The organism is Cytobacillus pseudoceanisediminis, from assembly GCF_023516215.1.
In the GTDB taxonomy this organism is placed as follows: domain Bacteria; phylum Bacillota; class Bacilli; order Bacillales; family Cytobacillaceae; genus Cytobacillus; species Cytobacillus pseudoceanisediminis.
In genome coordinates, this window is sequence record NZ_CP097349.1 from 3,954,629 (window position 1) to 3,978,176 (window position 23,548).

At 42.8% G+C, this 23,548-nt stretch carries 15 protein-coding genes, 10 tRNA genes, 2 rRNA genes and 3 pseudogenes; 2 read left to right on the forward strand and 28 right to left on the reverse strand.

Going from position 1 to position 23,548, the window contains the following annotated elements; all coding sequences use genetic code 11:
- Nucleotides 1–188: 188 nt before the first annotated feature.
- Nucleotides 189–3,272 carry an efflux RND transporter permease subunit gene (locus M5V91_RS21335; protein ID WP_217027329.1) on the reverse strand — a complete coding sequence of 1,028 codons (3,084 nt, stop codon included), beginning with the start codon at nt 3,270–3,272 and terminating at the stop codon, nt 189–191.
- 94 nt (nt 3,273–3,366) lie between these two features.
- On the opposite strand from M5V91_RS21335, the gene M5V91_RS21340 reads away from it, so the two are divergent.
- Nucleotides 3,367–4,203 (forward strand): TetR/AcrR family transcriptional regulator, encoded by an 837-nt coding sequence (locus M5V91_RS21340; RefSeq protein ID WP_009336376.1) that lies wholly within the window; start codon nt 3,367–3,369, stop codon nt 4,201–4,203.
- A gap of 85 nt (nt 4,204–4,288) precedes the next feature.
- On the opposite strand, the pseudogene M5V91_RS21345 reads toward M5V91_RS21340, so the two are convergent.
- From M5V91_RS21345 to sigW, 14 genes and pseudogenes are all read right to left on the reverse strand, one after another.
- Nucleotides 4,289–4,926, reverse strand: a pseudogene (locus tag M5V91_RS21345) (O-methyltransferase).
- 15 nt (nt 4,927–4,941) lie between these two features.
- Nucleotides 4,942–5,268 (reverse strand): hypothetical protein, encoded by a 327-nt coding sequence (locus tag M5V91_RS21350; RefSeq protein WP_009336380.1) that lies wholly within the window; start codon nt 5,266–5,268, stop codon nt 4,942–4,944.
- Between the two features lie 138 nt (nt 5,269–5,406).
- Complete coding sequence (locus tag M5V91_RS21355; protein WP_026041659.1) at nt 5,407–6,432, reverse strand: siderophore ABC transporter substrate-binding protein; 1,026 nt, start codon at nt 6,430–6,432, stop codon at nt 5,407–5,409.
- A 208-nt stretch (nt 6,433–6,640) separates the two neighbouring features.
- Complete coding sequence (locus M5V91_RS21360; RefSeq protein ID WP_009336384.1) at nt 6,641–7,408, reverse strand: iron ABC transporter ATP-binding protein; 768 nt, start codon at nt 7,406–7,408, stop codon at nt 6,641–6,643.
- Nucleotides 7,405–8,358, reverse strand: coding sequence for an iron chelate uptake ABC transporter family permease subunit (locus tag M5V91_RS21365; protein WP_009336386.1), 954 nt, complete (start codon nt 8,356–8,358; stop codon nt 7,405–7,407). The genes M5V91_RS21360 and M5V91_RS21365 overlap by 4 nt, the downstream gene beginning before the upstream one ends.
- Nucleotides 8,348–9,300 (reverse strand): annotated as a pseudogene (locus M5V91_RS21370) (ABC transporter permease). The gene M5V91_RS21365 and the pseudogene M5V91_RS21370 overlap by 11 nt, the downstream one beginning before the upstream one ends.
- Before the next feature lie 340 nt (nt 9,301–9,640).
- On the reverse strand, nt 9,641–10,030 hold the full coding sequence (locus M5V91_RS21375) for a ribbon-helix-helix protein, CopG family (protein ID WP_009336391.1): 390 nt from the start codon (nt 10,028–10,030) through the stop codon (nt 9,641–9,643).
- 299 nt (nt 10,031–10,329) lie between these two features.
- Nucleotides 10,330–12,132 (reverse strand): glutamine--fructose-6-phosphate transaminase (isomerizing), encoded by a 1,803-nt coding sequence (gene glmS / locus M5V91_RS21380; protein ID WP_009336393.1) that lies wholly within the window; start codon nt 12,130–12,132, stop codon nt 10,330–10,332.
- A gap of 95 nt (nt 12,133–12,227) precedes the next feature.
- Nucleotides 12,228–12,353 (reverse strand): hypothetical protein, encoded by a 126-nt coding sequence (locus tag M5V91_RS21385; protein WP_019381148.1) that lies wholly within the window; start codon nt 12,351–12,353, stop codon nt 12,228–12,230.
- Nucleotides 12,354–12,632: 279 nt separating this feature from the next.
- Entirely contained in the window at nt 12,633–13,982 is a 1,350-nt protein-coding gene (glmM, locus tag M5V91_RS21390) for a phosphoglucosamine mutase (protein ID WP_009336396.1), read from the reverse strand.
- Between the two features lie 34 nt (nt 13,983–14,016).
- The gene (locus M5V91_RS21395; RefSeq protein WP_009336398.1) at nt 14,017–15,348 is read right to left on the reverse strand and encodes a CdaR family protein; all 1,332 of its coding nucleotides are present in this window, start codon (nt 15,346–15,348) and stop codon (nt 14,017–14,019) included.
- Entirely contained in the window at nt 15,341–16,168 is an 828-nt protein-coding gene (cdaA, locus tag M5V91_RS21400; RefSeq protein ID WP_009336400.1) for a diadenylate cyclase CdaA, read from the reverse strand. The genes M5V91_RS21395 and cdaA overlap by 8 nt, the downstream gene beginning before the upstream one ends.
- Nucleotides 16,169–16,345: 177 nt before the next feature.
- Nucleotides 16,346–16,981, reverse strand: coding sequence for an anti-sigma factor family protein (locus M5V91_RS21405; protein WP_019381151.1), 636 nt, complete (start codon nt 16,979–16,981; stop codon nt 16,346–16,348).
- Between the two features lie 17 nt (nt 16,982–16,998).
- A pseudogene (gene sigW / locus M5V91_RS21410) lies at nt 16,999–17,561 on the reverse strand (RNA polymerase sigma factor SigW).
- A gap of 174 nt (nt 17,562–17,735) precedes the next feature.
- On the opposite strand from sigW, the gene M5V91_RS21415 reads away from it, so the two are divergent.
- Nucleotides 17,736–17,894, forward strand: coding sequence for an aspartyl-phosphate phosphatase Spo0E family protein (locus M5V91_RS21415; protein WP_019381152.1), 159 nt, complete (start codon nt 17,736–17,738; stop codon nt 17,892–17,894).
- Between the two features lie 41 nt (nt 17,895–17,935).
- Here M5V91_RS21415 and rocF read toward each other — a convergent pair whose 3' ends face one another.
- The 13 genes from rocF to M5V91_RS21480 all read right to left on the reverse strand — a co-directional run bounded on the left by rocF (nt 17,936) and on the right by M5V91_RS21480 (nt 23,515).
- Complete coding sequence (rocF, locus tag M5V91_RS21420) at nt 17,936–18,841, reverse strand: arginase (protein WP_009336405.1); 906 nt, start codon at nt 18,839–18,841, stop codon at nt 17,936–17,938.
- Between the two features lie 215 nt (nt 18,842–19,056).
- Nucleotides 19,057–19,132, reverse strand: a tRNA-Ala gene (locus tag M5V91_RS21425).
- A 7-nt stretch (nt 19,133–19,139) separates the two neighbouring features.
- Nucleotides 19,140–19,214, reverse strand: a tRNA-Gly gene (locus M5V91_RS21430).
- A gap of 68 nt (nt 19,215–19,282) precedes the next feature.
- Nucleotides 19,283–19,355 (reverse strand) — tRNA-Lys (locus tag M5V91_RS21435).
- 154 nt (nt 19,356–19,509) lie between these two features.
- Nucleotides 19,510–19,584: transfer RNA gene (locus tag M5V91_RS21440), tRNA-Gln, on the reverse strand.
- 65 nt (nt 19,585–19,649) lie between these two features.
- Nucleotides 19,650–19,733, reverse strand: a tRNA-Tyr gene (locus M5V91_RS21445).
- Nucleotides 19,734–19,747: 14 nt separating this feature from the next.
- Nucleotides 19,748–19,823: transfer RNA gene (locus M5V91_RS21450), tRNA-Thr, on the reverse strand.
- A 5-nt stretch (nt 19,824–19,828) separates the two neighbouring features.
- Nucleotides 19,829–19,904: transfer RNA gene (locus M5V91_RS21455), tRNA-Val, on the reverse strand.
- 4 nt (nt 19,905–19,908) lie between these two features.
- Nucleotides 19,909–19,983: transfer RNA gene (locus tag M5V91_RS21460), tRNA-Glu, on the reverse strand.
- 27 nt (nt 19,984–20,010) lie between these two features.
- Nucleotides 20,011–20,083: transfer RNA gene (locus M5V91_RS21465), tRNA-Thr, on the reverse strand.
- Between the two features lie 35 nt (nt 20,084–20,118).
- Nucleotides 20,119–20,193 (reverse strand) — tRNA-Asn (locus M5V91_RS21470).
- A 19-nt stretch (nt 20,194–20,212) separates the two neighbouring features.
- Nucleotides 20,213–20,329, reverse strand: a 5S ribosomal RNA gene (gene rrf / locus M5V91_RS21475).
- Nucleotides 20,330–20,581: 252 nt separating this feature from the next.
- Nucleotides 20,582–23,515: ribosomal RNA gene (locus tag M5V91_RS21480) — 23S ribosomal RNA — on the reverse strand.
- Nucleotides 23,516–23,548: the final 33 nt, after the last annotated feature.

The window sequence follows — 23,548 nt, forward strand, 5'->3', positions numbered from 1 at the left end:
AGTGACCGATATCTATGGTGGTGAGGTGACCGATAAAAGGGTATTTTGACTGATATCCTTGCACAGGCTCTAAAATATTTGATATTGGCAATGAAAGACACCGCAAATTCATAGAAAATTTAATTCCAGCTAAAATCGCAGAAGAAACGCAAAAGCCCTGCAGGCTTTTAAACCTGCAGGGCTTCTTTTTAGTTTTCTTCAATTTCTCTGCGATTTTTCTTAAACATTTTAGATAATACTTCGTACACGATTGGCACAATAATAAGGGTCAATAGCGTCGAACTTGTCAGACCGCCGATAACGGTAATCGCAAGGCCTTTGGAGATAAGCCCTCCGCCGCCAGATCCGATGGCCAATGGAATTAATGCACCAATTGTCGCAATGGCTGTCATCAGGATTGGGCGAAGTCGGGTTGCTCCTGCTTCCAGCACCGCTTCCCTCATGACCAGACCGTCACGTTCCATATGGATGATCCGGTCCACCAGAACGATGGCATTGGTTACGACAATACCAATTAGCATTAATAGTCCCATCATGACCGACACAGAAATGGTTTCGCCAGCAATCAATAAGCCAACGAAAGAACCAATCACGGCAAATGGAAGGGAGAAGAGAATCGCAAATGGCGCCACTCCTTCACGGAATGTAACAACCAGAATGAAGTACACAATCGCAATGGCTGCAAGCATCGCAGCGCCAAGCTGTGTGAACGTCTCAGTCATATCTGCCTGAACGCCCGCAACTCCGACTGTTACACCCTTAGGCAGATCCAATTCATCAATCGCTTCATCTGTTTTAGAAGTAGCCTTTGAAATATCATCGCCCTTCACCGTACCTGACACGGTTGCGTAGTACTCGCCTTTACTGCGGGCAAGCGTATTATGCGTTGTACCTTCTTTCACTGTAACCAGCTCGGAAAGAGGCATAGTTGTACCCATCGCTGTCGGCACCTGTGTTGCCAGGATATCATCAATGGATTTCGGCTGTTCCGCTTGCTCCTGCTGGACAATGACTTCAAGCGTCTCACCGTCTTTTTCAATCGTTGTCAGAACATCCTTGGTGTTTGACGGATTCAGCATCATGACAATTTGTCCGGCTGTCAGACCATACTGCAGCAGTTCATCCTGCTCAACATTGAAGGTATATTCAACATATGCGTCTTCTGCACTTGAAGAAACATCCTCTAATTCCTCATTTTCCTGCATTACGTCTTCTACCATTTTGACAGAATCATTCAGTTTATCTAAATCTTCACTGTAGAATGTGTAGCTGACTTCATTGGTTGAACCGGACATAGAAGAGAAGTTCTGGCTCTTCCATTCACCTGATTGTCCGATATTAAACACATAATCTTCTATTTCTTCACGGACTTCAGGGAAATTATCCATTTCAGGGTCAAAGATCAGGTACATTAGGGCTCCGCCTGCTCCTCCGCCCATCATGGCAGACATTTGATCCGCTTCTTCGGTTACAGATATTTGAACGATGTCAATATCATCACGCTTTAGCATCTCTTCTTCTACTGCTTCAACGTTCTTTAATGTTTCATCTTTAAGTTCTCCAGCTTCAGGTGTGTATGTTAGATACATCACTTTCTCTTCTTCACTGCCCATAAAGCTGAATCCGATCATTGGTGTCAGAGCTACGCTGCCCGCCAGCAATACTACCGCAATGATGGATGTAATAATCTTATGATTAAGAGATTTCTCAAGAATGCCTTTATACCATTTTGATAGTTTTCCAGCTTCTTTATGGCTGCCTTCCGTTTTTTCACTGTACAGTTTCTTCCTAAACAAGAAGTGAGACAGCGCTGGAACGATTGTAATAGCTACAAGGAGTGAAGCACCAAGCGCAAACGTCATCGTCAATGCGAATGGCATAAACAGCTCGCCGACCATACCTCCTACAAAAATGAGCGGTGCGAATACAGCAACCGTTACTAATGTCGAGGAAAGGATTGGCTTGAACATCTCGATCGTAGCTTCACGAATAAGTGCCCGCCCTGTTAGTTTTTCTTCTTTTAAATGCAGGCGGCGGTAAATATTTTCAACCACAACGATAGAGTCATCAATTACTCGGCCGATCGCAACCGTAATGGCTCCAAGCGTCATAATGTTCAAGGTAATATTCATCCAGTTCAACAGCAGCAAAGCCATGAAAATCGAAACTGGAATAGATACGATTGAAATAATCGTGGATTTAAAATCACGCAGGAACAGTAAAATAATCAAGACTGCGATCAGCCCGCCAAACACGGCTTTTTCAATCATGGTTGAAACAGATTCTTCAATTGGCTTACCCTGGTCAAGTGAAAGATCTATAACGAGACCCTCGACCTTTTCTTTTTCTTCCTTGATTAAATCTTTGACACTGTTGACCACTTCAACGGTGTTTGCCTGCTGTTCTTTTACAATTTGGATCGCAATGGCATCATTGCCATTTGTGCGGGAAACAGATTGCACTCTGCCGACGGTATCAATCTCGGCAATGTCACTCAGCTTCACAAAAGGTGACTGGTTTTGTGCGGTTGGTGTTACCGGGATGAGCATGTTCTTTAATTCATCCTCGGTCATGAACTTGCCGTCTACTGCGACAGCCTGTTCTCCTTCCTCAAACTCGTAAAGTCCTAATGATACAGCCATGTTGCTTGCCTGAATCATTTCCTTTACTTTATCTTCAGTCAGTTCCAGCTCAGCCAGTTTTTCTTCGTTGTATGTGAGCTGCACCTCTTCCACATGCTGACCAGTGATGGTCGCTGAGGCTACACCATCAATTTTTTCAATTTTTGGAAGTATAATATCTTCTACAGTTGAGGTTAACTCAACAATATCCTCTGATTTACTGCTTACACTCAGTGCAGCAACCGGCATCATATTCATGCTGATAGCCGTGATGGAAGGTTCCTGTGCTCCTTCCGGCAGCTCCACTGTATCAAGAGCTGATTGGAGAGCCCGCTTGGCCTCGTCCATATCAATACCATAGTCATATTCCACTTGGATATTTGACATGTTAGAATATGAATTTGAGTAAACTGATTTAACATCTTCAAGGCCTTCTACGGCCTTTTCAATTGGGATGGACACATCTTCCATCACTTTTTCAGGAGTCGCCCCCGGATATACGTCCATTACCATTAAGTAAGGGATTGAGACATCCGGAATGGTCTCCATATTCATCCGCGTACCTGAATAGATGCCAGATACCGTGATAATAATTGTTAACAGCCAGACTGCAAGTTTATTCTGCAGGACGAAATTCACTAAACCTTTCACTTGTGCACCTACCCTTAATTGACTTGTTAGACTCAATTACATATAATAATGACTGGTTGGTCATTTGTCAATCAAAAAGGAGTGACACCATTACATGAGCAAAAAGCAATTAATTATGGAAAGCGCTTTAGAACTCTTTGCGAAGCAAGGGTTTGAAGCTACATCTGTACAGCAGATCACAGAGCACTCCGGTATTTCCAAAGGAGCTTTCTACTTATCATTCAAATCAAAAGATGAACTGATCATGGCCTTGATTGATCATTTTATGGAGCAATTTGTTTCAGATATTGACCATATAGTCAAAGACTCGAATAACACGGGAAAAGAGCTTTTAAGAAAGTTTTTTTATACCACATTCCACTCCTTTCAAAAGCATTCAGACTTTGCCAAGATTTTTATTAAAGAACAGGCACATACATTTAACGAAGAGCTTATATCAAAAGGGCGGCACTTTGACCAATTAATCGATGATATCACCCTATCCATGCTTGATCAGTTATATGGAGAAAGTGTCCAGCATACCAAATACGATTTAATCTATTGCATCAAAGGCTTTATGCATGTGTACTCTCACTTATTTTTATTTTTCAATGTGCCTTTGGATTTGGACCTTCTGTGCAGATCACTTGCAGAGAAAACAGAACTTCTTGCAAACAATTCGACTATCCCGTTTATAACCGACGAGCTTTACGAGATGTTCAGGAAGACGGGACATGAAGAGATGACTCACGGGCAACTAATTGAAATTATGGAGCAAAAAATAGAGGAATTAGAAGACTCGATTGAAAAGGAATCCCTCATCCTGCTAAAGGAGGATATACAGGAGCGCAGCTTGAATCCTGCTATCGTAAAAGGGCTGATTACAAATATCAGAAACAACCCTCATTGCAGATGGATTGCTTATCTGCTTCTCCATTACTATGAGGTTTAAACAATAAAAGGCAGAATGCTTTAGCAAGCATCCTGCTTTTTGTGTATGGTGCATATTTACCTTATATAGATTGCGAATAATGTTTTTATTTTTTTACTTTTGAGATAGTCAGCCCATCACCAATAGGAATAAGCACAGATTCCAATTGAGGATGGTTAGCCACTGTTTCATTAAATTTTTTCATGAATTCAGTATGACGTTCAGGTTCAGCACTCTCGTCTGCTACAGTGCCTCTGGCCAATACATTATCACAAACAATTAATGCTCCATTTTCCGCTAGTCTGATGCAATAATTTAGATAGTTTTCGTAGTTTTCTTTATCTGCATCGATAAAGAAAAAATCAAATTGTCTATTATCGCTAACAAGCTGTTCGAGACTTTGCAGAGCTGGTCCGGTTAAATATGATACTTGACTGCCAAAACCGGCTTTAGACAGATTAGTATTCGCTAATTCTGCGTAGCTCTCCATAAGTTCAAGGGAAGTTAATGTTCCTGACCGATCGAGCCCTCTGGCTAAGCAAATCCCGCTATACCCCCAAGGGCCCCGATCTCCAGGACATTTTTTGCCCCTGACATGGATACTAGCAGCGTAAGAAGCTTACCAGTAGAAGGAGATACTGAGATGGATCGCATACCGTTCTCTTTTATGGAATTAAGAACCTCCTCTAAAATATCATCTTGGCTGTAAAAAACTGAATCGATATATCTGTTAATTTGTTTCATTTTCCCCGCCCCTTTTTATTTTTTCTCTTCATTGGAATCTTCCTTGTCTTCCGTTTTGCTATTTACTGCTTCCCCTTCTTCAAATTCGTAAAGCTCAAATAACTGTACGAATTCGCTGATCACCATATCAATTGCTTTTAGTTCCCCGACTAGGATCGGATTAATTGATTGCAGCTCTGGTGTTTCTAATTGTTTCTTTAGTGCAGAGCGTTTAAGGCTCATTCTCTCTAAAAAGGTAAGGGCTCTTCCTCTGCGAAATGTTTTTGCACCGCGATCCCTTCGTTCATGACCATCTTTTTGATGTCTGTTTTCACCACGAACTCTATGTTTTTCGTTATTCATAGTAAGCCGCCTTTCTTCGTATACACATGTATACGATGCATCATTTTAAATTGTATACACATGTATACAACCAGTCAATAAAAAGGGACTGCCAGAGGGTCAGTTTTCACTGACATTCTGGACAGTCCCTTACATAGTTTATTTCAACTCAGCTAAAACTTCTTCAATTTTAGCAAGCTCGGATTGTAAACCGCCTCCGCTTAGGTACCATAGAGGTCCATCTAAGTAAACGATTCTTTTATTTTTAAAGGCATCAGTTTTCTTAATGATGTCGTTTTCCATATCAGCTTCAATATTAGAGTCGCCACCAGTAGCTGCTGTTCGGTCAATTACAAATAGCACTTGTGGGTTAAATTCCAGGACGGCTTCAAAACCGAAGTTAGAACCGTGAGAAGAAGACTCGATATCTTCTGTTACCGGCTTGAATCCATAAATGTCATAAATGTAGCCGAAACGGGAGTTTGTTGCAAAACCTGATAATTTACCTTCATTGTACATTGTAACTAGAGAGGTTTCGTAGTTTCCAGCTAAAGCTTTGATTTCTTCTAAAGCTGAATCATATTTTGCCATGTATTCTTCAGCTTCTGCTTCTTTATCAAACATTTTCGCCGCTAGATCTACAGAAGATTGGAATGTGTTCCAGTAATCAGTCTCAGAAGTACCAACAAACACGACAGGAGCGATTTCCTTTAATTCTTCATAGAATGCTGACTGACGCCCAGAGATAAAGATTACATCCGGATCCATTTCAGCGATATCTTCAAGTAAAGGTTCCTTTAATCCACCAACGCTTTTATACTCATCAGATGCGTATTTTTCAAGGTGAGCTGGCAGGGTAGAATCTTTTGCAACCCCAACAATTCCTTCAACACCTAGAGCATCTAATGTATCTAAGAAACCATAATCGAATACAGCAATTTTTTCTGGCATCTTTTCAAATTTCACATCTTCAAAATTAGTTGTACCACCCTCATTGCCTTCAGTTGAGGCAACTGTTGGAGATACCGTCATTGGATAAGCAGAGCTTCCTTCTGTTCCAGCTCCATTTGTTTCTTCCTCTGCACCTTTATCAGTTGATTCTTCTTTTGAAGCTTCTTCGTTAGAACCACATGCGGCAAGCAATAATACCATAGCTGCTAACAATGCATAAAATAGTTTTTTCATCTTTCTTAACTCTCCCTTTTCATTTATTATTTGATATTGATTATCATTATCAATCATGATGATAATTATTATTGAATAATCTTTATTAGTCAATAACTTTTTGATATTTTTTTAAATTATCTTCCAATTTTTCAATAATCTTACACAAAAAAGCTAATCCCTGAAGAAATCCAATAGATTTCTCCAGGTATATTTAATACTTCATTGTTTACGTATGTGAATTAAAATAGACACAAATTCTGCAGCCATTCTGTTCTTGAATTGGAATATCCATATCATAAATTTCACGAAGCACATCAGAATTTATGATTTCACTGGTCGGCCCATTTTTCATCAGCCGGCCATTTTTCAACGCTACGATACGATCAGAATAAACAGATGCAAAATTTATGTCATGCAAAACAATGACAACTGTCTTTCCAAGTTCATCAACCAGCTTGCGCAAAATTTTCATAATTTGAACTGAATGCTTCATATCCAGGTTATTTAAAGGCTCATCCAGCAGGATATAATCCGTATCCTGAGCAATGACCATTGCAATGAACGCCCGTTGCTTTTGACCACCTGATAATTCATCTAAATATTTGCCTTCCATATCAGCTAAATTCATATATTCAATGGCTTGATCAACAAACTTTTCGTCTTCAGCCGCTAAGCGACCTCTTGAATAGGGATAGCGCCCAAATGACACAAGCTCACGCACTGTCAATCTCACATTAAGGTAATTGGCTTGTTTCAAAATGGATACTCTCTTTGCAAAATCCGAAGACTTCCACTTTTTCACATTATTCTGATCGAGTAATACCTCACCTGTATCTGCTTCTAATAAACGGCTTACCATAGAAAGAAGTGTTGATTTACCAGCACCATTCGGTCCAATAAAAGAGGTGATGGTCCCCGGCTCGATTGTGACTGTAACATCCTCTACAACAGGCTTTTTACCAAATTGTTTTGTTAATCCTTTGATTTCAATCATCCTGCTGCCCTACTTTCCTTAAGTAATAGATAAATAAAGTAAATACCGCCGATAAAGTTAATAATGACACTTAATGTTGTACGCAACTCAAAAATATGTTCCACAAGGAAATTACCGCCGACCAATGCAATAATACTGATCAAGCTCGCCCCTAATATGTGGATGGAGTGTTTATATGTCACCAGATATTGATAGGAGAGATTGGCAACAATTAATCCAAAAAATGTAATTGGTCCGACAAGCGCTGTAGATGTGGCAATTAAAACAGACGATAAAATTAAAATTCTCATTACCATGCCGTCATAATTAATGCCAAGATTTATCGCATTTTCGCGGCCCAGTGACATAACATCCAGTTTATCCATAATAAGGTAGCCATAGAGAAATGCAAGAAATAGGATGCCAATTGAAATAAATAATAACTCAGCCTTTACGTTTGTAAAGGTCGCAAACAACCGGCTTTGAAGACTCAAATATTCGACTGGATCTATCAATACTTGCAGGAATGTGACAAAGCTTCCCAGAAGTGTCCCTATAATCATCCCTATTAATAGAAGAAAATAGATGGGATGCTTATCAGCCCTGAACAAAAATCGATATAAAATCAGGGCAAAAACGACCATGGCAAAAATGGCTGCGCCAAAGTTTAAGTATTTATTTAACACCCACACTGACATCGACCCTGCAAAGAAGTAGATTAATGTTTGTACTACTTGATACATAGAATCAAGGCCCATAACAGAAGGTGTCAAAATACGGTTATGTGTAATTGTCTGGAACACAACTGTAGAATAAGCAATTGCGATTCCTGTTATAACCATCGCTGTAACTCTGAGCATACGCTTAGGAAAGGCATAATCAAAGCCGCCTTTAATATCATAAAAGCCATATAACAAAATAAACACAAGAGCAATAGCTGCTAAAATCATCAGTTTTGTACTATTTCGCATATGCTCTCCCCTAAGCAGCATCGTTAAGAAGATTGCACTGCCTATCACTGCCACTGTTACATTAACTGGAATTTCATAAGGATGAATGATGATGCGCCCTAGAATGTCACATATTAATAAGAAGACAATCCCTAACACCGCTGTATGCGGAATTGTTTTGCGCAGGTTGTCACCTAAATATAAGGAGACAATATTGGGAACTATGAGTCCTAGAAATGGAATTACCCCGACAGTAAGGACAACCGTTGTCGATATAACCGCAACAAGGACCAGACCAATATTTAGTACTAGCTTATAGCTTAAACCAAGATTTCTCGCAAAATCTTCACCCATTCCGGCAACTGTAAATTTATTCGCATAAAGATACGCTAGAATAATAGCTGGAATACTAACATATAAAAGCTCATAACGGCCAGCAATAATCAAAGTGAAACTTCCCATAAGCCAGGAAGATATATTTTGCAGCAGATCCGCTTCATATCCAAAGAACGTTGTAATAGAAGATAGTATATTTCCATACATAATTCCAATTAACGGAACAAAGATAACATCTTTAAATTTTATACGATCTAAAATCTGCATGAAGAGAAATGTACCTGCTAAAGCAAAGGCAAAACTAAAAATAACTTGCTGTGTATAGGTTACATTCGTAAAAAACAGCATGGAAATTAAAATACCCAGTTTTGCTGCATCCAAAGTTCCAGCAGTTGTTGGTGATACAAACTTATTTCGGCTTAAAGACTGCATAATTAAACCGGCAATACTCATCCCTGCCCCCGCTAATATTATCGCTAATAACCGTGGGATGCGGCTGATAAGGAAAATATGTGTTTCATCTGATTCCCAATTGAGCAGATCCTTTGGCGTTATATCTATTGCTCCGATAAATAGCGAGATAAAAGACAGAACGATGGCTGCAATTCCTAACATCCATAATCTCATTAATAACCCTCATAACATGTTTATTATCAATCAACAATTGAAAAAATCATTATTCCAAGTTAAGGAATAGGAGTAACTCTATAAAACTATTTTTAAAAGAATGATAATCATTATCATCTAATAGCAAAAAAAGAACCTTGATATGTATAACTTTTTGGTTTATTGAAAATGATTATCAACTTGCCACCACAATTAATGTATCACAAAAAATAATAAAAGAAAAGAGGCAGATTGTAAATTCCGGCAATTGTCTAAATTTATTCTCACTTTAAGATATAGTAGGAAGCTCACATTAAAAGGAGATTCAAACAGAAAAGTTGAAACTCCCATTTGCTTGCCACTATAGTGTTTTAATTAGAACCCGAATAGCTTCCGATACGTCGATCTGATTCTCCTGGCAGTGATTCGTGAGCTGCCGATACGTTTCCTCATCCAGCCTTACATGAACAGTGTGTAAATATTTTTCAGAATCAAGTTTTTTTGGCCTTCCTCTCGTAACTTTTCTTTTGCCGCTGCCGTCTTTCCATACATTTATGATGACATATCCGTGTTTTTGAATCCAAAGATCACAATCATACTCTTTCCACATTGTTTTGGCTCTTTGCAGGAACTCAAGTTTGAATTTTACTAGCTCATCACCTTGAAGTCCTTTCATGATCGCTTTTTCCATCGCCTTATGCTCGTTAAATTGGAGAAATTGGTCGTAAGATTTGAATGTTAATTCTTTCATTATTCCGCTCCCATTATCTATTATCTATTATCTATCTATAAAAATCATACCCTTTAAGAAAACGGTTGTAAATCCTGACTAAATCCTTAACTTCCTTCATTTTATTTACATTAGACGGCAAAATTTTTACTGTTTATATGAATGCTGAATGATATGCAATTTCTTATTAAAAAAAGACCCAATCCTGTAGTTGGATTGGGTCTTATTTGATCAGACAGTATGAATGTTGTGGAGCAGCAGTTTTCAATTCGGCATCCCCGACTTTACTGATCCAGCATTATTTTCAGTACAGACTTTCCTTACTCCACAGTAACCGACTTAGCCAGGTTACGCGGCTTATCTACGTCACACTCACGGTGCAGCGCAGCAAAGTAAGAGATTAATTGTAAAGGTATTACAGAGATAAGAGGTGTCAATAGCTCGTTCACTTCCGGAATGATAAAGCTGTCTTCTTCTGTTTCCAGCCCTTTCATGGAAATGATGCAAGGGTTTGCTCCTCGGGCAACAACCTCTTTGACGTTGCCGCGAATGCTTAAGTTAACACTTTCTTGAGTTGCCAGGGCAATGATTGGCGTACCATTCTCGATTAAAGCAATGGTTCCATGCTTTAATTCTCCGCCTGCAAAGCCTTCAGCTTGAATATATGAAATTTCCTTCAGCTTAAGTGCACCTTCAAGGCCAACATAGTAGTCGATCCCACGGCCAATAAAGAACGCATTGCGTGTAGTAGAAAGGAATTTGCGTGCTATATCCTCGAACTCTTCCTTTGCATCGCAAAGGACTTCCATTGCGTTAGCAACAATGCCTAGCTCCTGAACAAGGTTGAAGTCCAATTCCAATCCGCGGCTCTTCGCTGTAACTTCTGCAAGAATGGATAATACAGCAATCTGGGCTGTATATGCCTTTGTAGAAGCAACCGCAATTTCAGGACCGGCATGAAGCAATAATGTGTAATCTGCTTCACGTGATAGAGTTGAACCTGGAACGTTTGTAATGGTTAACGCCTTATGGCCCATTTTCTTCACATTTACAAGTACGGCACGGCTATCTGCTGTCTCGCCGCTTTGAGAAATAAAGATAAATAGCGGCTTCTCTGAAAGCAACGGAATATTATAGCCAAACTCACTTGAAATATGAACTTCTACTGGGATTTTTGCGATTTTTTCAATGAACTGCTTTCCAACAAGACCTGCATGATAAGAAGTCCCGGCAGCAATGATATAAATGCGGTCTGCATCGTTCATCGCTTCAACGATTTCCTGGTCGATTGTCAGCTCGCCATTTTCATTTTGATACTTCTGGATGATTTTGCGCATCACTAAAGGCTGCTCATCGATTTCTTTCAGCATGTAGTGAGGATATGTTCCTTTTTCGATATCGCTTGCATCCAATTCAGCCGTATACGGATCACGGCTAATTTCCTCGCCATTCAGCGTCTGAATTTTAACAGCATCTTTTGTGACAATAACGATTTCTTTGTCCATTAGTTCAACATATTGATCTGTAACTTGCAGCATCGCCATTGCATCAGAAGCGACTACATTGAATGTTTCACCTAATCCAACCAGAAGAGGACTCTTGTTTTTCGCAACAAAAATCGTTTCAGCGTTTTCTGCATCCAAAAGGGCGATTGCATAAGAGCCTTTTAAAAGTGTCAGCGTTTTGCGGAACGCTTCTTCAGTATTAGAACCTTCGTTCACGAATAATTCAATCAGCTGAACGATGATTTCTGTATCTGTATCACTTTTAAGGGCAACTCCCTGCAAATATTCGCGTTTTAAGATGTCATAGTTCTCAATTACGCCATTGTGAACAAGCGTAAAACGGCCGGAATTGCTTTGATGAGGGTGAGCATTTACTGTGCTTGGAACACCGTGTGTCGCCCAGCGGGTGTGTCCGATCCCTGTGTTTGCCATCACATCTTCATCAACAATATTGCGAAGGTCCGCAATACGGCCTTTTTCCTTGAAAACCTGAACGCCGTTATCATTCATAACCGCGATGCCAGCTGAATCATAGCCTCTATATTCAAGCTTTTCCAAGCCCTTTAATAAAATTTCCTTTGAATCTAAGTTTCCAATATATCCAACGATACCACACATACTTCTTTTCCTCCTAATAATGAAGGGGCAAGAAGCCTTTTCGGGGCAGTCCTGCCCCTTATCTCTGTTTTTTTATATACGCAGCTCCAGGGGCATTACAGCCTCTTGAATGAGCGTTTCTTAGTTTTAGCATTCCCTTCTCTTTGTGCATTCAGTTGCCAGAATGTTTTAAAGAAGAAATCATCGGTTGTGCTTTCAACCGGGAGGCATCCGCCGAACATTCGATAAACCTCCTCCTCGTCAACTGATCCTTACGTCCAGGATCAGTTCAGGCGCTTTATATTTAATTAATTTCTCACGATCCACCTTTCTCTTCTTGAATAAAGATGTCCTGTATTCCTAAATACAAAAACAGGATTATCATACATCAAAGTCAGACTTCCGTCAACAGATAAGTTAAGGCAGCTGCCAGCCTTCCATTTGGTTGGGGCTGTAAACTCCATATATAAAAATATGCATAAGGGAGTTCAGGAGTTCCCTTATGCATATGATTTGTGCTTTTATTCTTTTAATCCCATTTCACTTTCAACAACAGCAGCGATGCGCTCTACATAGGATGCGCAAAGTTCACCCGTTGGGGCTTCCGCCATTACGCGGACAAGCGGCTCTGTACCGGAAGGACGTACCAGAATCCGGCCGTTTCCGTTCATTTCTTCTTCAACCTGCGCAATGACTTCTTTCACTTTTTCATTGTCTGTCACATGATGCTTATCCGTTACACGAATGTTTACAAGCTTCTGCGGGAATTTCTGCATTTCATTCGCAAGCTCAGATAGCGGCTTCTTGGTTACTTTCATGATGTTAACAAGCTGAAGGCCTGTCAAAAGACCATCTCCAGTTGTGATGTAGTCCAGGAAAATGATATGACCTGACTGTTCTCCGCCAAGGTTGTAGCCGTTCTTCTTCATTTCCTCCACAACATAGCGGTCACCTACAGCTGTCTGAACACTTTCTACACCGTTGGCTTCAAGCCCTTTATAAAATCCAAGGTTGCTCATCACAGTGGAAACAACTGTGTTTTGCTTAAGTCTTCCCTGCTCCTTCATGTATTTTCCACAGATATACATGATTTGGTCGCCATCAACAATATCGCCATTTTCATCAATGGCAATTAAACGGTCGCCATCTCCATCAAAAGCCAAACCTACATCGGCTTCTTTTTCCTTAACAAAGGCAGACAATGCCTCAGGATGAGTAGAACCGACTCCTGCATTGATATTTAATCCGTTAGGAGATGCTCCCATCATGGAAAGATCAGCATCAAGATCAGCAAATAGATGTGTTGCCAGCGGAGAAGTGGCCCCATGTGCACAATCGAGCGCAATGTGGATGCCTGAGAAATCTTCATCAACCGTCTGCTTTAAGTATTGAAGATACTTCTGTCCGCCTTCAAAATAATCATTTACCTGTCCCAGGCTGCCTCCGACCGGTCTTGGAAGCTGGTCTTCTGCCATATCCATTAATCCCTCAATTTCAGCTTCCTGGTCATCGGACAATTTAAACCCATCCGGGCCAAAGAATTTGATTCCGTTATCTTCAACAGGATTATGGGATGCAGAAATCATTACGCCAGCTTCTGCACCCAGAGCTTTTGTTAAATAAGCGACGCCAGGCGTTGAAATGACACCGAGGCGCATAACTTCTGCTCCAATTGATAAAAGCCCCGCTACCAGTGCGCCTTCGAGCATATGGCCCGAAATACGGGTATCACGGCCGATTAATACTTTCGGACGATCATGGTCCTTCGTTAATACATAACCCCCAAAACGGCCCAGTTTAAAAGCCAGCTCTGGTGTCAATTCACTATTTGCAACTCCTCGTACTCCATCTGTACCGAAATATTTACCCATTTTATAATCGCTCCTTCTAACTTTAAAAACTATATTAAGCTTCTTCTTTTCGCGTAATTGTTATAGTCGCATTACCTGATGCAGGTTTTACATCCACCCCTGAAGGGCCATCGACATTGATTGGCACCTCATGATCACCTTCACCAAGGTCTGACAGGCTCAAATATAGATTAAAATCCTCCGCTTTGAGATCCTGAACCGTGCTGCTTTTTCCGGTAACCGTAATACTTGTCCGTCCGGAAGCTGGATTTCTTAGTACTGCTTCATATTCTTCAGCTAAGCCGGCTAAATTGATGGAAAGGCTTGAAAAGGTTTTGGTTTCCTCTTGTTCCTGTGCCTGTGTTTCTTCAGCAGGCTCTTCGGTGTTTTCCTCTTCTCTATCAGCATTCTCTGCATTCTCTGCATTCTCCTCAGTACTAACGTCAATAGACGCCTTCACTGTCTTAGGGTCCACTGCAGAAATGCCATCCGGGATAATAACCGGCAAGGTGAGCACGGTATCTTTTTCAATCTTGCTGACATCCACCTCTACCCTGACACTTTCAGTCTCATTTAATATTTCTTCCCGGCCCGTTATGGAAGCCTCGTTAACATCGAGTTCAATCGAATTAATGGTAACACCATCTTGAGGGTCCCCCTTCCGGACGATCGTAACGGGAACCGTCTTGCTTAACTGCTTAACCGGCACTGTTACTTGAATTACTTGGGGTTCCACAATAACATCAAGCTTATTCATCTCACGGTCCAATACCCTGACAGTTGCTTCATCAGTGATTGTCTCGGTTATTGGTCCCTTTACATCCAAGGTTGCTTTAACAAAGCTGATCCGCTCAATCACTTCTTTTGCTCCTGTGATTTTTACCGTCTTTGGTTCCGCAGATGCCGCATCGGCTGAATACCCCTCACCAAGCAGGCCATTATTAAATTCTGCATCCACTTTAAACTCCTGGGTCACTTTTTCGTGGACTGTCACATCAGCATATTGCGGATTGATCGTCACATCAAGTTTATCTGAGATATCGCGGATCTTAATTTCCACTCTTTGAGAGCCGATTTCTGCATTTGTCAAATCTACATATACTTCAAAGTTCTGCAGTTTTTTAGCTTGCTCCAGATGGCTTTTTGGCCCTTCTATACTTAAGTCCACTGTTTCCGGAATACCGGTAACGACCAGATTTTCCGTATCATAATAGCTTTTCACCGGGACATCTTCAACAATGCCTGAATCCTGCTGGCCAGGAACGTTTATATCCTTTAATTCCTTATCTGCATCATAAACAGAGTCAAATAGAAAAAGTGCCAGAATCAACGCAACAATTTTCATGAACCAGCGGGTATCTACCAATTTATCAATTAACTTATCCATTCTTTTTCCCCCTCCAGTTCCAAAGACCTGAAGAAGTCTGCTTTATTTTCTGTTGAACAAGCAATTCACTTGAAAGCATATCTTTAAAAGCTTCAGCTTTTAAATCACGGTGCAGCTCACCGTTTTTGGTTAGGGAAACACTTCCTGTTTCCTCCGAAACGATAATGGTAATACTGTCGGTTACTTCACTTATACCTAAAGCAGCCCTATGTCTGGTGCCGAGCTCTTTTGAGATGAATGGGCTTTCTGACAGAGGCAGATAACACGCTGCTGCTGCCACACAATTCTTTTGAATGATAACGGCTCCGTCATGCAGCGGTGTATTCGGTATAAATATATTAATCAGGAGCTCAGATGAAATTTTAGAATCCAGCTGAATACCGGTTTCAATATAATCGTTCAGCCCTGTTTCCCTCTCAACTGAAATAAGCGCCCCAATGCGGCGTTTAGCCATATAATCCACAGCCTTAGCAATGGATTCGACCAGTTTCTCCTGATTTTCCTCCTCCTGATTAGCTGTCCTTGAGAAGAATCTCCCTCTCCCCAATTGCTCCAATGCTCTTCGCAGCTCCGGCTGGAAAATGATAATGATGGCCAGAAATCCCCAAAGAAGCACTTGTTCCATCATCCAACCTAATGTTTGCAGGTGGAACTTGTCGCTTGCTACTTTGACCAGGATAATGACAAAAATCCCTTTTAGCAATTGGACAGCCTTTGTTCCTTTTACAATCATTATCAGTTTATAGATGACATACCAGACAAGGAGAATGTCTATTGTATTAGCCAACAATTTCAAAATAGAGAAATCTGCAAACGACATTATCCTTCCTCCAAATATATATTTCAAAAGCAATACATGCTTAAAGTTCCTTTATGTAACTTTCATATTATATCATATTTGACGCTAATTCCAATTTTGAGACAACAGACACTACCTGGAAAAATAAGTACACTAAGAATCCCTGCATTAAAGCAGGGATTCTTACTATGGTTATGTCTATTTCTCTTTATCTGTTTCTCCGCTTTCAAATACATTTACAGCATCCTTGGCTGCCTTTTTGATGTGGTACCACAGCCATTCGAAAATGGCATCAACCTCTTCGATTTCTCCGGTAACATTACCGGCTGAAGCCATATATTGCTGGCCATTGATGACCGTAACATTTCCGTCTATTTCGCCCTGGATTTCCAAGTCTCCGTTCTTAACTACTACATCGCCTTTTACCACTTCGCCTTCTGGTACAATCACCTTATCGTTCTCCACCACAAGGTTTGGCTGTTTGGAAACTGATAGTTGGTGATCCTGGTCCCAGGATGATACGACGCTTCCCATCATCAGAACAAGAAAGAGGGATGCAGCAGTTAAAAGCGGATGATGCCTGAACCAGCGCTGGACCCCGACTTTCCGCTTTTCTTTGGGCAATTTCGCCATAACGTTTGCCGTGAAATTTTCAGGTGCCTGTATATGTGAAGTGCTTTGGACTAAAGCGATCGTCTTCTTTAATTCATGGAAATGAATTTGGCATTCCTCACAGTTCTGCAGATGGGCCCTTAATTCCTTCTCATGTTCGGCTGAGATCTCTTCATCTAGGTACTCATGCATATAAACAACCATTTCTGCTGGACATTTCAAAGTTCTCACCCTCTTTTTTAAACGTATCTTAATTGATTCCTAAGTGCTTCCCTGCCCCGGTGAATCCTGGTTTTAACCGTTCCCAGAGGAAGATCGAGCGTTTCACTGATCTCGTTCAGCGATAATTCTTCAATATATTTTAGAACAATAACCGAACGGTATTTTTCCGGAAGCTTCGATATTTCCCTTTGGATTGTTTCCTGCAGTTCCAGACTTTCTACATCTTCCTCCGGCAGCCTCGCATCTGAAGCAATTTGAGAATACATGTTCAGTCCATCCGTTCCTGCGACCTCTGCATCCAGATAATAATCAGGCTTCTTTTTCTGATTCTGTCTATACAAAGGTTAGTGGCAATCCGATAGAGCCACGTGGAAAATTTCAAGTCAATATTAAAGCTGGCAATGTTTATATAGGCTCTTAAGAAAGCCTCCTGAGCGATATCCTCTGCCTCATGCCTGTTTCCCAGCATTCTGTAGCAAATCTGAAAAACTTTATCTTTGTATATTTCAACAACTTCAGCATAAGCATCCTGGTCGCCTTTTAATACTTGCTTTATCCTCTTCTTTACGATTGTCTCCATTTTTTTACCTCCGCTCCAGTGCGGCTAATCGATAATACGAATCGATAGCGGAAAAGGTTTCATTTTAATTAAAAAACATTCAATTTCTATATTAGCAAATTTTTACTTATTCTGGTTTATTTTTTTCCTTTTAGGGTATAAAAGTACTAAATTAATCGAAAAGGGTTGATTACGGTGTGTGTTAAGGAATTATTGAGAGATATTGAGGAATGCCGGTCAAGAATGATCCAGTTAACAGCTTCCGCTTCTTTTACAGACCACTCGGTAGTTGATACGAGCACAAAACTCGATCAGCTTCTAAATAAATATTATACACTCACAGCAAAAAAATGAGCAGAACTTGTTTACGTTCTGCTCATTTTTAATTCAATTATTTATAGAAGCTTCTCGCCAAATAGTGAACCCATAAGCGCGACCGCCACAGTAGCTGTTTTGTTTTTGTCATCCAGGATTGGGTTAACCTCTACAAACTCAGCCGATGTAATGATCTGCGATTCTGCAAGCATCTCCATGGCCAAGTGGCTTTCACGGTAGCTGATGCCTCCAATAACCGGAGTTCCAACACCAGGGGCATCATGCGGATCCAGCCCATCTAAATCCAGAGACAGATGAACACCATCTGTATTTCTTTCTTTTAAATATGTAATAGACTCCTCCATAACCTTTGTCATCCCAAGCCGGTCAATTTCGTGCATGGTGTATACTTTAATGCCTTTTTCCTTAATAAGCTCCCGCTCTCCTTCATCCAAAGATCTTGCCCCAATAATGACAATATTCTCTGGCTTAACCTTTGGAGCATATCCCCCTACATTGGTTAAAAGCGGGTGGCCAATTCCCAGGCTTACCGCAAGAGGCATGCCATGTATGTTCCCTGAAGGTGATGTTTCAGCTGTATTTAAATCCCCGTGGGCATCATACCAGATTACCCCAAGATTTTTGTAGTGCTTCGAAACACCGGCCAATGTTCCAATTGCGATGCTGTGATCCCCGCCCAGTACTAATGGAAAAGAACCACTTTCTATTGCTTTATCAACTTCTTCGCCCAGTTTTTCTGTTTTTTCAGCAATAAGGTCCAAGTTTCTAAGATTTGATTTTGGATCGATTTGAACTTCCGGACGGCCGATGGCAATATCGCCCTGGTCATGGATTTCTTCGAATAAACACTTTAATCGCTCATTCACACCGGCATATCGGATCGCACTTGGCCCCATGTCCACACCGCGTCTCATCTGGCCAAGATCCATTGGCATTCCAATTATCGATAATTTCTGTCTTTTCATAGTAAAGTCCTCCCTTTCCCTTCATACTCATATTTTAACCGCTTTCAAACACATGACTCAACTCGACAAAATCGTGTATATATATGCGGCTGCCGGAAAAAGAAGCTTCTAAAAATACCATAGTAACTTTCTAAGTTTTGCCACTTATTGTTTTGTGAAATAAAATAAAAAATCCCTAAACCATGCTGGTTTAAGGAATGTCGTATTATGTATGATGGTGGAGCCTAGCGGGATCGAACCGCTGACCTCCTGCGTGCAAAGCAGGCGCTCTCCCAGCTGAGCTAAGGCCCCATTTATTTGGAGCGGAAGACGGGATTCGAACCCGCGACCCCCACCTTGGCAAGGTGATGTTCTACCACTGAACTACTTCCGCAAACATATTTATATTCACAAGTAAGACCTTCAGGACTCGATTCCCAAGGTCTGTGTTTTTCTATAAAGTGAGCCATGAAGGACTCGAACCTTCGACCCTCTGATTAAAAGTCAGATGCTCTACCGACTGAGCTAATGGCTCGAAATATAATTCTGATGCCTAAACTTCATTTGCAGATGTGCTTCAAAGCCCTGCGGTCTTTGTCGCAGATTTTAAAAGCTTGCCATTCAGGATGTAACGCTTCGATGCTGCAATCTTTTAAAATCCTCTACCGACTGAGCTAATGGCTCAAAAATGGCTGGGCTAGCAGGATTCGAACCTGCGAGTGACGGAGTCAAAGTCCGGTGCCTTACCGCTTGGCTATAGCCCAATAATTACAAAATAAAAAGGACATTCATAGCTTGTCCAGTTTTTTGTGTTTTTATTAAAAATAAATGGTGGAGGGGGGCAGATTCGAACTGCCGAACCCGAAGGAGCGGATTTACAGTCCGCCGCGTTTAGCCACTTCGCTACCCCTCCATCTATAAAAAAGATGGTGCCGGCGAGAGGACTTGAACCCCCAACCTACTGATTACAAGTCAGTTGCTCTACCAATTGAGCTACACCGGCAAATATGGTGGAGGATGACGGGATCGAACCGCCGACCCTCTGCTTGTAAGGCAGATGCTCTCCCAGCTGAGCTAATCCTCCATTATGGTGACCCCTACGGGATTCGAACCCGTGTTACCGCCGTGAAAGGGCGGTGTCTTAACCGCTTGACCAAGGGGCCTAGTACTCTAGTTGTCTACATTAAAAGAGCTTCCAACCGGGCTCGAACCGGTGACCTCTTCCTTACCATGGAAGTGCTCTACCTGCTGAGCTATGGAAGCAACAGCTCATAATTCCCAAAAGGGCTTTATGGAAATGGCTCCGCAGGCAGGATTCGAACCTGCGACCGTTCGGTTAACAGCCGAATGCTCTACCACTGAGCTACTGCGGAAAAGTGGTATTTGTAAACAGCCCGGCAGCGTCCTACTCTCACAAGGGGACAGCCCCTAACTACCATCGGCGCTGAGAAGCTTAACTTCCGTGTTCGGTATGGGAACGGGTGTGACCTTCTCGCCATCGCCACCAGACTATTTTCAAAAGACAAGTATGATTATACTTTCTTTTAATGTTTTTTTCAAGAGGAAATTTCATTTTTTCGTTCCCTCAAAACTAGATAATGTATGAAGAAGCATTTGCCGAGTATTCACCAATGACTTGTCTAGCTTCGGCTCCTAACCTCTCGGCCGTTTCGATCCGTCCCTCCAAATCCCAAAACCAGGATTTGAATGGCCGGCTCTCCAACGTCTCTCAAAGTTGAACAGTCGCCTCCGCTTTTCGTTTTGGTTAAGTCCTCGATCGATTAGTATCAGTCAGCTCCACATGTCGCCACGCTTCCACCTCTGACCTATCAACCTGATCATCTTTCAGGGATCTTACTAGCTTGACGCTATGGGAAATCTCATCTCGAGGGGGCTTCATGCTTAGATGCTTTCAGCACTTATCCCTTCCGCACATAGCTACCCAGCGATGCCTTTGGCAAGACAACTGGTACACCAGCGGTGCGTCCATCCCGGTCCTCTCGTACTAAGGACAGCTCCTCTCAAATTTCCTGCGCCCACGACGGATAGGGACCGAACTGTCTCACGACGTTCTGAACCCAGCTCGCGTACCGCTTTAATGGGCGAACAGCCCAACCCTTGGGACCGACTACAGCCCCAGGATGCGATGAGCCGACATCGAGGTGCCAAACCTCCCCGTCGATGTGGACTCTTGGGGGAGATAAGCCTGTTATCCCCGGGGTAGCTTTTATCCGTTGAGCGATGGCCCTTCCATGCGGAACCACCGGATCACTAAGCCCGACTTTCGTCCCTGCTCGACTTGTAGGTCTCGCAGTCAAGCTCCCTTGTGCCTTTACACTCTGCGAATGATTTCCAACCATTCTGAGGGAACCTTTGGGCGCCTCCGTTACTTTTTAGGAGGCGACCGCCCCAGTCAAACTGCCCACCTGACACTGTCTCCCGCCCCGATAAGGGGCGCGGGTTAGAATTTCAATACAGCCAGGGTAGTATCCCACCGACGCCTCCACCGAAGCTGGCGCTCCGGCTTCTCAGGCTCCTACCTATCCTGTACAAGCTGTACCAAAATTCAATATCAGGCTACAGTAAAGCTCCACGGGGTCTTTCCGTCCTGTCGCGGGTAACCTGCATCTTCACAGGTACTATAATTTCACCGAGTCTCTCGTTGAGACAGTGCCCAGATCGTTACGCCTTTCGTGCGGGTCGGAACTTACCCGACAAGGAATTTCGCTACCTTAGGACCGTTATAGTTACGGCCGCCGTTTACTGGGGCTTCGATTCAAAGCTTCGCTTGCGCTAACCTCTCCTCTTAACCTTCCAGCACCGGGCAGGCGTCAGCCCCTATACTTCGCCTTGCGGCTTCGCAGAGACCTGTGTTTTTGCTAAACAGTCGCCTGGGCCTATTCACTGCGGCTCATCAGGGCTATTCACCCTAATGAGCACCCCTTCTCCCGAAGTTACGGGGTCATTTTGCCGAGTTCCTTAACGAGAGTTCTCTCGCTCACCTTAGGATTCTCTCCTCGCCTACCTGTGTCGGTTTGCGGTACGGGCACCTTTTCCCTCGCTAGAGGCTTTTCTTGGCAGTGTGGAATCAGGAACTTCGGTACTAAATTTCCCTCGCCGTCACAGCTCAGCCTGTGTGGTAACGGGATTTGCCTCGTTACCGGCCTAACTGCTTGGACACGCTAATCCAGCAGCGTGCTTACCCTATCCTCCTGCGTCCCCCCATTGCTCAAACGGTAAAGAGGTGGTACAGGAATATCAACCTGTTGTCCATCGCCTACGCTTTTCAGCCTCGGCTTAGGTCCCGACTAACCCTGAGCGGACGAGCCTTCCTCAGGAAACCTTAGGCATTCGGTGGATGGGATTCTCACCCATCTTTCGCTACTCATACCGGCATTCTCACTTCTAAGCGCTCCACCAGTCCTTGCGGTCTGGCTTCAACGCCCTTAGAACGCTCTCCTACCACTGACATCGTAAGATGTCAATCCACAGCTTCGGTGATACGTTTAGCCCCGGTACATTTTCGGCGCGGAGTCACTCGACCAGTGAGCTATTACGCACTCTTTAAATGGTGGCTGCTTCTAAGCCAACATCCTGGTTGTCTAAGCAACTCCACATCCTTTTCCACTTAACGTATACTTTGGGACCTTAGCTGGTGGTCTGGGCTGTTTCCCTCTTGACTACGGATCTTATCACTCGCAGTCTGACTCCCATGGATAAGTCTTTGGCATTCGGAGTTTGTCTGAATTCGGTAACCCGATGGGGGCCCCTAGTCCAAACAGTGCTCTACCTCCAAGACTCTTACTACATGAGGCTAGCCCTAAAGCTATTTCGGAGAGAACCAGCTATCTCCAAGTTCGATTGGAATTTCTCCGCTACCCACACCTCATCCCCGCACTTTTCAACGTGCGTGGGTTCGGGCCTCCATCCAGTGTTACCTGGACTTCACCCTGGACATGGGTAGATCACCTGGTTTCGGGTCTACGACCACATACTCATTCGCCCTATTCAGACTCGCTTTCGCTGCGGCTCCGTCTCATCAACTTAACCTCGCATGTAATCGTAACTCGCCGGTTCATTCTACAAAAGGCACGCTATCACCCATTAACGGGCTCTAACTACTTGTAGGCACACGGTTTCAGGATCTCTTTCACTCCCCTTCCGGGGTGCTTTTCACCTTTCCCTCACGGTACTGGTTCACTATCGGTCACTAGGGAGTATTTAGCCTTGGGAGATGGTCCTCCCTGCTTCCGACGGGATTTCTCGTGTCCCGCCGTACTCAGGATCCACTCTGGAGGGAACGAAGTTTCAACTACAGGGCTTTTACCTTCTCTGGCCGGCCTTTCCAGACCTGTTCATTTACCTCGTTCCTTTGTAACTCCGTGTAGAGTGTCCTACAACCCCAAGAGGCAAGCCTCTTGGTTTGGGCTAATCCCGTTTCGCTCGCCGCTACTCAGGGAATCGCGTTTGCTTTCTCTTCCTCCGGGTACTTAGATGTTTCAGTTCCCCGGGTCTGCCTTCTATACCCTATGTATTCAGGTAAAGATCCTATCCCATTACGGATAGGGGTTTCCCCATTCGGAAATCTCCGGATCAAAGCTTACTTACAGCTCCCCGAAGCATATCGGTGTTAGTACCGTCCTTCATCGGCTCCTAGTGCCAAGGCATTCACCGTGCGCCCTTTCTAACTTAACCTACTTCGGCCGCTGATCGACTGCGGATCTCTGC